Annotated in this window: 11 protein-coding genes; 5 read left to right on the top strand and 6 right to left on the bottom strand. The window is 63.4% G+C overall.

The window, feature by feature from the left end; all coding sequences use genetic code 11:
- Nucleotides 1-227: 227 nt before the first annotated feature.
- The 3 genes from mutS to BQ17_RS07545 form a co-directional block, all read right to left on the bottom strand.
- Nucleotides 228-2,834 (bottom strand): DNA mismatch repair protein MutS, encoded by a 2,607-nt coding sequence (gene mutS / locus BQ17_RS07555; protein ID WP_089725788.1) that lies wholly within the window; start codon nucleotides 2,832-2,834, stop codon nucleotides 228-230.
- Nucleotides 2,835-3,227: 393 nt separating this feature from the next.
- Complete coding sequence (locus BQ17_RS07550) at nucleotides 3,228-3,821, bottom strand: hypothetical protein (RefSeq protein ID WP_089725786.1); 594 nt, start codon at nucleotides 3,819-3,821, stop codon at nucleotides 3,228-3,230.
- Nucleotides 3,818-5,113: an AAA family ATPase gene (locus BQ17_RS07545; RefSeq protein WP_089725784.1), complete on the bottom strand. Its 1,296-nt coding sequence runs from the start codon at nucleotides 5,111-5,113 to the stop codon at nucleotides 3,818-3,820. The genes BQ17_RS07550 and BQ17_RS07545 overlap by 4 nt, the downstream gene beginning before the upstream one ends.
- A gap of 732 nt (nucleotides 5,114-5,845) precedes the next feature.
- On the opposite strand from BQ17_RS07545, the gene BQ17_RS07540 reads away from it, so the two are divergent.
- From BQ17_RS07540 to hscB, 5 genes are all read left to right on the top strand, one after another.
- Nucleotides 5,846-6,337 (top strand): Rrf2 family transcriptional regulator, encoded by a 492-nt coding sequence (locus tag BQ17_RS07540; protein ID WP_089725782.1) that lies wholly within the window; start codon nucleotides 5,846-5,848, stop codon nucleotides 6,335-6,337.
- A gap of 42 nt (nucleotides 6,338-6,379) precedes the next feature.
- Complete coding sequence (locus tag BQ17_RS07535; protein ID WP_089725780.1) at nucleotides 6,380-7,594, top strand: IscS subfamily cysteine desulfurase; 1,215 nt, start codon at nucleotides 6,380-6,382, stop codon at nucleotides 7,592-7,594.
- Nucleotides 7,595-7,636: 42 nt separating this feature from the next.
- On the top strand, nucleotides 7,637-8,032 hold the full coding sequence (gene iscU, locus BQ17_RS07530; protein ID WP_089725778.1) for a Fe-S cluster assembly scaffold IscU: 396 nt from the start codon (nucleotides 7,637-7,639) through the stop codon (nucleotides 8,030-8,032).
- Entirely contained in the window at nucleotides 8,029-8,352 is a 324-nt protein-coding gene (iscA, locus tag BQ17_RS07525) for an iron-sulfur cluster assembly protein IscA (protein ID WP_089725777.1), read from the top strand. Before iscU ends, iscA begins: the two co-directional genes overlap by 4 nt.
- Nucleotides 8,353-8,793: 441 nt before the next feature.
- Entirely contained in the window at nucleotides 8,794-9,339 is a 546-nt protein-coding gene (gene hscB, locus BQ17_RS07520; protein ID WP_089725775.1) for a Fe-S protein assembly co-chaperone HscB, read from the top strand.
- Nucleotides 9,340-9,884: 545 nt separating this feature from the next.
- On the opposite strand, the gene nudE is transcribed toward hscB, so the two are convergent.
- The 3 genes from nudE to BQ17_RS22460 form a co-directional block, all read right to left on the bottom strand.
- Complete coding sequence (gene nudE / locus BQ17_RS07515; protein WP_089725773.1) at nucleotides 9,885-10,427, bottom strand: ADP compounds hydrolase NudE; 543 nt, start codon at nucleotides 10,425-10,427, stop codon at nucleotides 9,885-9,887.
- Between the two features lie 102 nt (nucleotides 10,428-10,529).
- On the bottom strand, nucleotides 10,530-11,354 hold the full coding sequence (locus BQ17_RS07510; protein ID WP_089725771.1) for a fumarylacetoacetate hydrolase family protein: 825 nt from the start codon (nucleotides 11,352-11,354) through the stop codon (nucleotides 10,530-10,532).
- A 43-nt stretch (nucleotides 11,355-11,397) separates the two neighbouring features.
- Nucleotides 11,398-11,583 (bottom strand): hypothetical protein (locus BQ17_RS22460; protein ID WP_218068160.1); only part of this gene is annotated, 186 nt, incomplete at its 5' end.

Here is an 11,583-nt window from a genome sequence, read left to right as displayed (position 1 = left end):
ATGTCGGCGGTCCCGGGCCGGCTGGGACCGCCGTCTTTCAGACGGCTTACGGACCCCATGACCAGCTGTCGGCAACGGTCAGAGCAGACGCCTCGCGCGAATCCTCACGAATGGATTCGCGCTGATTCGGGCGATTCGTAGTTTTCTCCTTCGTAATTCTAACCCACCACGGCAAGCGGCTAACCGCTAACTTAATGGCGTTGGCCTGCGACCTCCTATTACTCCACTTACTCCACCAGCGATTTCAACCGATACAATGCCTCCAGAGCCTCCCGTGGCGAGAGTCCGTCCGGATCCAGCGCCTGCAGGGCCTCCAGGGCCGGGGTGGAGGTTGGAGTTGTGGAGGTCGAGGCCGGGGTCCGGATTGGGGGCGGGGATTCCAGTGGAAACAGGGACAGCTGATCGGCTTCCCGTTCGGTATGGCGTTGGGCGTTGTCCTCGAGCTCGCGTAGGCGCGTGCGGGCGCGTTCGATGACCGCGGCGGGTATCCCGGCGAGCCGCGCTACCTGGAGCCCGTAGCTCTGGCTGGCCGGACCCGCGCGGACCGTGTACATAAAGACGATGGTGTCCCCGTGCTCCACGGCGTTCAGATGGACATTGGCGATTCCGGGATAGGCCTCGGAGAGGGTCGTGAGCTCGAAGTAATGGGTCGCGAACAGGGTAAAGGCGCGGTTGCGTGTCGCCAGCTCGACGCCGCAGGCCCAGGCCAGGGAGAGGCCGTCGAAGGTGCTGGTGCCGCGGCCGATCTCGTCCATCAACACCAGGCTGCGGTCACTCGCATTGTGGAGGATGTTGGCCGTCTCCTCCATCTCCACCATGAAGGTCGACCGCCCGCCGGCCAGGTCGTCCGCGGCGCCGATGCGCGAGAAGATGCGGTCCACGGGCCCCAGCCGTGCGGAACGGGCGGGCACGAAGCTGCCGCAATAGGCCAGGAGCGTAATCAGGGCCGTTTGTCGCATGAAGGTGGATTTGCCGCCCATATTGGGTCCGGTGATGATCAGCATGCGGCGGTCCTCGTCCAGCTGCACCCCATTGCCCACGAAGGGGGTGTCGATGACCTGCTCGATCACCGGATGGCGGCCGTCGGCGATCTCGATGAGCGGCTCGTCGGTCAGCTCCGGCCGCACCCAGTCCAGGGTAGCGGCGCGTTCCGCCAGGTTGCAGAGCACATCCAGGGCGGCGATGCCGGCGGCGGCTGTCTGGAGCTCCGCCAGCCATTGCGTCAGCCGTTGCAGCAGCGCTTCGTAGAGGGCCTTTTCCCTGGCCAGGGCGCGCTCCCGGGCGCTCAGTATCCGGTCCTCGAACCGCTTGAGTTCCGGTGTGATATAGCGTTCGACACCCTTCAGGGTCTGACGTCGGACGTACTCCGCCGGGACCTGCTCGGACCGGCTGCGGCTCACCTCGATGTAGTAGCCGTGGACCCGGTTGTAGCTGACCTTGAGATTGTCGATACCTGTGCGTGCACGTTCCCGCGCTTCGAGGTCCAGGAGGAAGTGGTCGGCATTGGTCGCCAGGTCGCGCAACTCGTCGAGTTCCTGGTCGTAACCGGACGCCAGCACGCCCCCGTCGCGGATCAGCACCGGCGGGTTGTCGATGACGGCTTGTTGCAGCAGCTCCACCACCTCGGGAAAGGTCCCGATCGCTGCGGACAGCTCCCGCACCAGGGGGGCCTGCAAGGGCTCCAGGGTAGCCTGCAGATCGGGCAGGTAGGCCAGGGAGTCGCGCAATACCGCCAGATCCCGTGGCCGCGCCGAGCCCAAGGCCACCCGGGCCAGGATACGCTCCAGGTCGCCGATCCCGGCCAGCCCTTCCTGTACCGGGGCGAAGGCGTCGCCTCCGGCCAACTCCTCGACGGCGGCATGGCGGCGGCGGATGGTGTCCTGGCAGCGCAGGGGGCGGCCGAGCCAGCGCCGCAGCAGACGGCCGCCCATGGCCGTGATGGTGCGGTCCAGGATCCCCGCCAGGGTGTGCTCGGAACGACCGCTCAGGCTGGTCACGAGCTCCAGGTTGCGGCGGGTGGCGGTGTCCAGGATCAGGGAAGCGTCCCGTTGCTCGGTGGTGAGGCCGCGGATGTGGGGCAGACTGCTGCGCTGGGTGTCCTGGACGTATTGCAGCAGGCAGCCGGCGGCCCCTACCGCCAGCGGCAGCTCGGCACACCCGAACCCGGTCAGGTCGCGGGTACCGAACTGGCCGCACAGCAGGCGGTGGGCGCTGTCCGGCTCGAAATGCCAGACCGGACGACGGGTGATGCCTCCCTCCGGATCCAGCTCCTCGGGCAGGCGGCTGTCTTCCGCCACCAGGGTCTCGGAGGGCCGCAGCCGCGCCAGCTCGCTGCGCAGGGCCTCCAGCGTTGGTACTTGCAGCACCGCAAAACTGCCGCTGGAGAGCTCCAGCCAGGCGAGGCCGTAGCCGTCATCGCCGGCGCAGACCGCCGCCAGCAGATTGTCCCGGCGCTCCTGGAGCAGAGCCTCGTCGGTCAGGGTGCCGGGGGTGACGATGCGAACGACTTCCCGCTCCACCGGACCCTTGGACTTGGCCGGATCCCCCATCTGCTCGCAGATTGCCACCGATTCGCCCTGACGCACCAGCTTGGCCAGATAGGTCTCCACCGCATGGTAGGGAACCCCGGCCATGGGGATCGGCCGGCCGCCGGACTGGCCGCGCTTGGTCAGGGTGATATCCAGCAGGCGGGCGGCTCGCTCCGCGTCCTCAAAGAAGAGCTCGTAGAAGTCCCCCATGCGGTAAAAGAGCAACAGCTGCGGGTAATCCGCCTTGATGCGGAGATACTGCTCCATGCCGGGGGAGTGTTTGACGGCGACCGGTTCTTTGCTCATGGGGGCTGGGTCTTACAGCGACGGGCTGCAGCTCGGGCGACGGAACCGAGATTGTAGGATGTGGTGAGCGCGGTTGGCGACTCAGGATTGCACGGCCGGTTAGCGCGAACCGCATCGATGATGTGGTGAGCGCGGTTGGCGACTTAGGATTGCACGGCCGGTTAGCGCGAACCGCATCGATGATGTGGTGAGAGTGGTGGTTTAGAGCCTGCCGGCCGGTACCTGCTTTCTCCGCACGAACCGCATCGATGGATGGCGGCCTGTCCCACACCACGTTGGTTACGGCAGTCTCCGACGATGCGGTTCGCGGCCTACCCGCCCCGTCCCTGGGGCGGGTAGGCGCTCACCACATCCTACGGGCTTTTGCGACACCCTGCTGCGGGGTCATGGACGTCAGCCGGTACCCAGCACTACGCGAATACGGGTTTCGAGCGTTGCAACGTCCTCCGGGCAGAGCCGGCGGATGCGTAGGTAGTTCGCGGCGGCTTTCTTCGCCAAGGGCTCCCGGCCTGCATGTGGATCCTTATCGACATTCCGCTGCCGGGCATAGGGGACATAGTAGTTTTCCTTCGGATCACAGTCTTGCCGTATCTCCTGCCAACGCCAGTCCTTGGGCAGATCGGACATGCCGGCGAGGACCCAGACCTCTAATTCCTGCCAGGCGTTTTCCGCCAGAAAGCAACAGTCGGTCCCTGCGAGCAGTGTTTTCGCCTTCTCTTCCAGCGTATCGAGCTTCGCCCTGCGGTTTTCGTCGCAGTCGCGATCGACGATGAGCAGGAAGACCCGCGTCATGCCCCGGTAACGGTTGACGATCTTCCGCATGTGCTCCCACTTCAGGGCTGCACCGATCCCGCCGAGCTTCGGGTCCATGCAGACTCGCACGCGGGCACGCACGCCGATGTTCGCCATCATCTTCTCGATGATGGGCTTGAGCACATACTGGTCTTTGCGGAAATCCTCGGGAATGACCAGGACATTGACGCTCATTCCGGGCCCCCCCCCGTTTCCGACTCTCCTGCGTCGGGTTCGGAGAAGCAGGCGGCGTCTTCGAGCCATCCCGCGGCGTGCAGCGATCCAAGGTCTTCGGTCTTGAGGACCCGCCTAATGTCCGGGAGGTCCGAGATCCGCCGTATCCGGGAATCCGCGGCGGTCTCGGTTCGATAGACCAAGAGCGCGTTTGTTAACGCCTCTGCTTCCAGGAAACCCAGCAGCGCCGGGTTGTGGGTGGTACCGATGACCTGAATCTGCTGCTCCTTGCAGACCTGCTGGACCAGCTGCAGCAGCAAATGCAACCGGGTGGGATGGATGCCGTTGTCGAATTCCTCGAAGAAAAAGATGCGGCCGGTATCCGGGCTGAGCAGGGCGGCAACCAGGGCCAGAAACCGTAGGGTGCCGTCGCTGGCGCTGAGGGCGGAGACCTTTTGACCATTGGCCTCCACGAGCTGCACGAGAATCCGTCCCGACAAGTCGGTTTGAAATGCGAAGTCCACCACATCCATCGGGGTGAGCGACCGGAGCCAGCCGAGGAGCTGGTTCTTGAGCACGGGGTCCTGACAGATGCCGTGCAATACCGAGGACAGGTTCTCACCCCGATCGCCGAGGATCACCTGTCCCGGCTGTGACGGTTGGCGGATGGCGTTCGGATCCAGATCCAGGAAGCGAATGTCCTGGAAGATCTCCAGCACGCTGGTGCAAGCCCGGCGGACATTCAAGGGCTCATCATTCCGGTCAGGAAACTGGGAAAGCACGGGGCGAGTCGCGGAGAAGTCGGAGATTCTTCCAGGCTCCTGGGGATTCCCGCCGCGACGATGACGAATCCGGATTTGATGTTCGTCCTGCTGCGGGGGGGGATCATCCTCCGGGTCCGAATCCCACAGATAATCCTGCCGCGTATACAACGCTTCCCGTGTTACCCGTGGACCAATGCCTTTGTCGGAGAGATCCACTTGCAAGCCGTACTCGAGATGTGCGTAAGGACGGGACTTCGCCTGGGGTGGCTGCACTGTGCACATGAGCCAAAAATCAGATGCTCCTCCAAAGGCTACCTCCCGGGCACCGCCACGGATGCCGCGCCACTGGAGGATACCGCCGGGACCGTATTTCTCCCCCAGGATCTCGGCCAGCGGATAGCCCAAACCGACGCCATGGAGAAAGCGCAGCGCATCCCGCAGATTGCTCTTGCCGGAGGCATTGGCGCCGACAAGCAAGGTCAGTGACCCGAAGTCAAGGATCGCGTCCCGGAAGCTCTTGAATCTAAACAGCCCTAACCGACGTAGCATAATTGCTCACTCCATCAGGCGATACGCACCCTTTGAATCAGGGGGAGGAGCATGAGGATAGTGCCCTCAAGGCCACCTTGAAAAGTTCAACTGGCCGGACGAGACGAAGATGCCCCGTTGTTTTCAATCGGACAATCGCTTTAATCCGTGGAAATCTGCATAACTTGCAGATTAAAAGACGGGTAGGGTCCGCGGTGCGGACCGCCGGCGCTTCCAGAGACCGTAGGCTGGGGTTCGCAAGCTCACCCCAGCCTACGAGCTTCGTCTTTGTCCATGGTTTGGCTCGTTCCCACGCTCCAGCGTGGAAATGCCGTTGTGGCCGCTCCAGCGGCTGAGATTCCTCGCTCCGCTCGGGACCAGGTTTCATGACGCTGGAGCGTTTGGATTTGGCTCCCACGCTGGAGCGTGGGAGCCAGAGGGAAGCGGCGGGATGCGCTGACGCTTTCCCGCCCTACGCGGGCTGTGGCGCCGGTGTCGGCGTCTTAACGCAACCTACGCCCAGGATTACCGCCCGCGCTGTCTGCCCGCGCGGACCTCGCTTTGGGTGTAGGTTGCGTTAGCCGCGCGGGGAAACGCCTGGGGGAGCACGGCCTCGAACGCGGCGTAACGCAACACGACGCCTGCTCAGGCAGCACCGAATAATGCCGGACAGTGGTGCAACTTAATACTTGACTGAATGAGTTGGTTATTGTAGCTTCTCAAGCCTTCACTCGAGGCAGGAGCGATTCACCCGTGAGATTGACTACGAAAGGGCGCTATGCCGTCACCGCGATGCTCGATCTGGCGATCCATCGCGGGCAGGGGCCAATCCCGTTGGCGGATATCGCCCAACGTCAGGGCATCTCCTTGTCCTATCTGGAGCAGCTTTTCTCCAGACTGCGTATGCGCGCTCTCGTCTCGAGCATGCGGGGTCCCGGCGGCGGCTACAACTTGGCGCGGAAGGCGTCCGAGATCCATGTGGCGGAGGTCATCTCCGCGGTGGACGAGCGCGTGGATACCACCCGTTGCGGCGGCGCCCATAACTGCCGGAACCAAGGTCCCTGCCTGACCCATGACCTGTGGCAGGATCTGAGCACGCAGATCTACGAATACCTCGACCGCATCAGTCTGCAGGATCTGGCCGACGGCAAGGGGGGACGGGGCAGCGCCAAGCGTCGGGATCCGCAGGGACCCGAGGTCAGGATCGAGGGCCGCAGCAGCGGGGGGTTGAGCGCCGGTGCCTGATCATTCGGTAGGCGGTGCCAAGCGTTTCGGAGTCTTATAAAAATGCAACTACCCATCTACATGGACTACTCGGCGACCACCCCTGTCGATCCCCGGGTCGCCGAGAAGATGTGCAGCTATCTTACCCCGGAGGGGAGGTTCGGTAACCCGGCCTCGCGTTCCCATTCCTTCGGCTGGGAAGCGGAGGATGCGGTGGACGAGGCCCGCCGCCAGGTGGCGGCACTCGTCAACGCCGATCCCAAGGAGATCGTCTGGACCTCCGGCGCTACCGAGTCAGATAACCTGGCGATCAAGGGCGTTGCCCGTTTCTATCACAAAGGGGGCAGGCATATCGTCACCGCCAAGACGGAGCACAAGGCGGTTTTGGACACCTGCCGCCACCTTGAGCGGGAGGGATTCGAGGTCACCTATCTCGACCCCCGGCCTAATGGCCTCATCGATCCGGCCAAGCTGGAAGCCGCCCTGCGGAACGACACCATCCTGGTCTCGATCATGCATGTGAATAACGAGATCGGTGTCATTCAAGACATCGCAGGCATCGGCGAGCTGACCCGGGCGCGCAAGATCCTGTTCCATGTCGATGCCGCCCAGAGTGCCGGTAAGGTCCCCATCGATTTGGAACGGATGAACATCGACCTGATGTCCTTCTCGGCCCACAAGATTTACGGCCCTAAGGGTATCGGCGCCCTCTATGTGCGGCGGAAGCCGCGGGTGCGGCTGGAGGCCCAGATGCACGGCGGCGGCCATGAGCGCGGCATGCGCTCCGGTACCCTCGCGACGCACCAGATCGTCGGCATGGGCGAGGCCTGTCGGATTGCGCGCGCGGAGATGGCCACGGAGAACGAGCGCGTATTGGCCCTCCGCCATCGCTTGTGGGACGGCCTCAAGGATATGGAGCAGGTCGTCCTGAACGGTGACTGGGACCGGCGGGTGGCCGGGAACCTGAACCTGAGCTTTGCGTTCGTCGAGGGCGAGTCCCTGATCATGGCCCTGAAGGACCTGGCGGTATCCTCGGGCTCCGCCTGCACTTCGGCCAGCCTGGAGCCGAGCTATGTGTTGCGGGCCCTGGGACGCGAGGATGAGCTGGCGCACAGCTCCATCCGCTTTTCGCTCGGGCGGTTCACGACCTCGGAAGAGGTGGACTTCGCAGTCGAGAAGATCCGCTCTCAGGTCGAACGACTGCGCGAGCTATCGCCCTTGTGGGATATGTACAAAGACGGCATCGACTTGAGCACCGTCCAGTGGACGGCGCACTGATGCCCGCCCGGCTTTGAGGTTTTTGTCGCGAGGTAACAGACCATGGCTTACAGCGAAAAGGTATTGGACCATTACGAGAACCCGCGCAATGTGGGCAAGTTCGACAACGACGCCACGGTGGGCACCGGCATGGTCGGGGCACCGGCCTGCGGTGACGTGATGCGCCTGCAGATCAAGGTCAGTGATCAGGGCGTCATCGAGGATGCCCGCTTCAAGACCTATGGCTGTGGTTCGGCGATCGCCTCCAGCAGCCTGTTGACGGAGTGGGTCAAGGGCCGGACATTGGATGAGGCCCAACAGATCAAGAACCAGGACATCGCCGATGAGCTGGCCCTACCGCCGGTCAAGATTCACTGTTCGGTGCTGGCGGAAGATGCCATCAAGGCCGCCATTCAGGACTACACCCGGAAGCAGGACGCCCCGGGAGTCGAAGCATGAGTATCACCATGACGGCGGTGGCGGCGGATCACGTCCGTAAATTTCTCGCCAACCGCGGTAAGGGATTGGGTCTGCGCCTCGGTGTCCGGACCTCCGGTTGCTCTGGCATGGCCTATGTGCTGGAGTTCGCGGATGAGCTGGGGGCCGACGATCAGGTCTTCGAGGACCAGGGGGTCAAGGTCATCGTGGACCCCAAGAGCCTGCTCTACCTCGCTGGGACCGAGCTCGACTATACCAAGGAAGGGCTCAACGAGGGCTTCAAATTCAACAACCCCAATGTCAAGGACGCCTGCGGCTGTGGCGAGAGCTTCAATGTTTGAACCCCCAGGCTCTGTTGCCGAGTACAGATGCTCTTAACCACCGACAACATTGCACGACAGAATCTTCATGGAACCATAGGGTGCGTTAAGACGCCGGTACCGGCGCCACAGGAGATCAGCGCACCTTGGTACGTCGAATGCAACACGTCCGGTCCCCCAGGCAGCGCTGTCCGGCATTATTTGGTGCTGCCCGAGAAGGCGTCGTGTTGCGTTACGCCGCGTTCGACGCCATGCCCCCCGAGACGTTTTCTCACGCGGCTAACGCAACCTACACTTAAGGCAAGGTCCGCGCGGGCCGGCCACGCGGAGGGTCATGTGGGTGTAGGTTGCGTTAAGACGCTGGCACTGACTCGGCAGACGATCAGCGAGCCTTGGTGCGTCGAACGCAACACGTCCGGTCTCCCAAACAGCGCCGGATAATTCAGGATTGCAAGGTCCCCCATGCTGGATTTCTCCAAGAACCACTTCGAGCTCTTCGGGTTGCCCATGAGCTACCGGGTGGATGGCGATCTGCTGGCGGAGCGCTATCATGCCCTGCAGCATGCGCTGCACCCGGATCGCTATGCCGCGGCGGGCGCCCGCGAGCGGCGGTTGTCCATGCAGGCCTCCACCCGCGTCAACGAGGCCTTTCAGACCCTCAAGGAACCCCTGGCACGCGCGCACTATTTGCTGTCGCTGCACACCGGCGCTTGGAGCGACGAGCCGGCATCGACCCAAGACACGGCATTCCTGATGGAGCAGATGGAGCTACGCGAGGCCCTGGCCCAGGTCAAAGACCGACCGGACCCCGGGACCGCGGTCGGTGAGATCCTGGACCGCCTCGCCGACCATGCCCACGTGCTGACGAGTGAGTTGGAAGCCTTGCTGGAGGCTCCGTCGGCGCCGGACCTGGAAGCGGCACAGGAACGCGTGCGCAAGCTGCAATTCGTCACCAAGTGCCGGGTCGAGGCGGAGAATCTGGAGGCGGAGCTGGAAGGTATTTCCTAGGGCGTGTTGACATTTAGGGTAGTGGTAAATTTTTAAGTGAGAGCAGTCGAGAGGTTCACCGACCACTCCCGGTTTCTTTTCGATCCCCTCTCCTGGCCCCCTCGCTGCGCTCGGGGCGGGCTCTCTCCCGGCGAGAGCGGGGCGAAGCTCGTAGGTTGGGCAAATCCGGTAGGATGTGGTGAGCGCGGTAGGTCTTACAGGATGGCACCACGCGGAGGCGCGAACCGCATCAACCCCCATAAAGGCACCTTGAAAAATAGGTATTTTCAGCGATCAGGCGGCTCTAACCCGTTGCTTATTCAAGCATGCCGTTGACGAAAAGGGTGCCCGTAATCGAATCCCGAAAGCGCGTGTGCACTGTCGGGCCCGGGCCATCCGGCGATGCGGTTCGCGCCGACCGTCAATGCCATCCTTGAGGCGGTATACTGCGCTCACCGCATCCTACGGGCTCCATCAACCAATCCATCAGTAGGGAAGAAAAAGAACCGCAGACTTCACCACTTAAAAATTATCCACTACCCATGTTTGCCCGCCTCAGACACCCCCTAATCTCGCCCTAAAAATCTTTTGATCAGAAACAGGGCGGCGATGGAACGCGCCTCCGTAAAGTCGTCCCGCTCCAGCAAGGCGTCCAGCGCGTCCAGGTCCCAGGGCACGACCTCGATCGGTTCGGGCTCGTCCCCCTGGGCCCGCTCGGGATACAGATCCCGCGCCAACACCAGGTGTGTCTCGTGCTGAATATAGCCCGGTGCCAGGGATACCTTGTGTATCGACCTCAGGTCCCGGGCACCGCAGCCGATCTCCTCCCGGAGTTCGCGTCCGGCCGCCTCCAACAGGTCCTCCCCCGGCTCGACAACGCCCTTGGGAAAGCCGAGTTCGTAGCGGTCCGTGCCGGCGGCATACTCACGTGCCAGCAGCAGCGTCCGGGCATCGGGCATGGGCACGATCAGCACCGACCCCCGCCCCCCGAGGATCCGCTCGAAACAGCGGCGATTGCCGTTGGAGAATATCAGGTCGACCTGCTCTACCCGGAAGATCCGGGTCCGGGCCACCAAGCGACGCTCAAGTACTCTAGGACGTGTTGACATTTAGAAGGTCCGCGCAGCAGACCCTACGTTAACCATCTGATTGACTGTAGGGTCCGCTGCGCGGCTGGGGGTTGTTGACATCTGTCCGAGTGCGGGGCGGATTCAAGCCGAGGCGTTCCGGACCGGGTTGTCCAAGCCCCCGAGGTGCTCGATCTCGACCCGCACCTGGTCTCCATCCGCGAGGAAGACCGGCGGGGTGCGGGCAAAGCCGACGCCCGGCGGTGTTCCCGTAAGGATCAGGGTGCCCGGCAACAGGGTCGTATCCCGGCTGAGGTGGGCGATGAGCTGGGCCACGGAGAAGATCATGTCACTGGTGTGGCCGGTCTGCATGGTCTCGCCGTTAAGTAGACAGCGCACGTCCAAGGCTTGAGGGTCCGGGATCTCATCCGCGGTGACCAGCACCGGGCCCAGGGGACAGAAGCCGTCGAAGCTCTTGCCGCGCACCCACTGCCCGGCACCGCCGTGTTTCTGCCAGCGCCGGGCCGAGACGTCGTTCGCGCAGCTATAGCCGAGGACATGATCCAGGGCCTGCGCCTCCGTCACGTCCTTCGCGGTGCGCCCGATGACGACCGCCAGCTCCGCCTCGAAATCGACCTCCGGACCATGGGTGCAGGATGCCGGCAGGGCGATGGGGTCTCCCGGACCCGTGACCGTCGTGGTGGGCTTCATGAAGAGGATGGGGTGCTCGGGGATTTGCGCCCCGGTCTCCTGGGCGTGGGCGCGGTAGTTGAGTCCGATCCCGAAGATGTTGACCGGGACGAGCGGGGACAGCCACTTGTTCACGGCGATCCTCTCTCCGGTCTCACTCAGGCCCGCGTAGAGGTCGCCTGCCAGCCGGAGTGCGTACCCTTGGTCGCGGCCTCCTTCATCGCCGGGGATCCCGTAGTGGACCGCCCCAGCGGCGTCCTGAAAACGTGCAATGCGCATAGTGGTTGCTCCTGGTTCGATCAGATTCGACAAGGCGGTCATTTTATCCGCAGATTACGCAGATTTCCGCAGATGAGAAACGAAATAATCCGTGGGGAGCCGACAACATGTCGGCGATCCCAGGGGCCGACAGGATGTCGGCGGTTCCGGGCCGGCTGGGACCGCCGTCTTTCAGACGGCTTACGGACCCCATCACCAGCTGTCGGCAACGCTCAGAGCAGACGCCCTC

Origin of the sequence: Candidatus Thiosymbion oneisti (genome assembly GCF_900092655.1) — a bacterium.
Lineage (GTDB): Bacteria > Pseudomonadota > Gammaproteobacteria > Chromatiales > Chromatiaceae > Thiosymbion > Thiosymbion oneisti.
This window is presented reverse-complemented; position numbering and strand designations above follow the sequence as displayed.

Bases quoted from the DNA above. Each gene is read 5' to 3' on its own strand.
- iscU (WP_089725778.1), top strand. From the start codon at position 7,637: ATGGCTTACAGCGAAAAGGTATTGGACCATTACGAGAACCCGCGCAAT.
- mutS (WP_089725788.1), bottom strand. From the start codon at position 2,834: ATGAGCAAAGAACCGGTCGCCGTCAAACACTCCCCCGGCATGGAGCAG.
- BQ17_RS07550 (WP_089725786.1), bottom strand. From the start codon at position 3,821: ATGAGCGTCAATGTCCTGGTCATTCCCGAGGATTTCCGCAAAGACCAG.
- BQ17_RS07510 (WP_089725771.1), bottom strand. From the start codon at position 11,354: ATGCGCATTGCACGTTTTCAGGACGCCGCTGGGGCGGTCCACTACGGG.
- BQ17_RS07545 (WP_089725784.1), bottom strand. From the start codon at position 5,113: ATGCTACGTCGGTTAGGGCTGTTTAGATTCAAGAGCTTCCGGGACGCG.
- hscB (WP_089725775.1), top strand. From the start codon at position 8,794: ATGCTGGATTTCTCCAAGAACCACTTCGAGCTCTTCGGGTTGCCCATG.
- iscA (WP_089725777.1), top strand. From the start codon at position 8,029: ATGAGTATCACCATGACGGCGGTGGCGGCGGATCACGTCCGTAAATTT.
- BQ17_RS07535 (WP_089725780.1), top strand. From the start codon at position 6,380: ATGCAACTACCCATCTACATGGACTACTCGGCGACCACCCCTGTCGAT.
- nudE (WP_089725773.1), bottom strand. From the start codon at position 10,427: ATGTCAACACGTCCTAGAGTACTTGAGCGTCGCTTGGTGGCCCGGACC.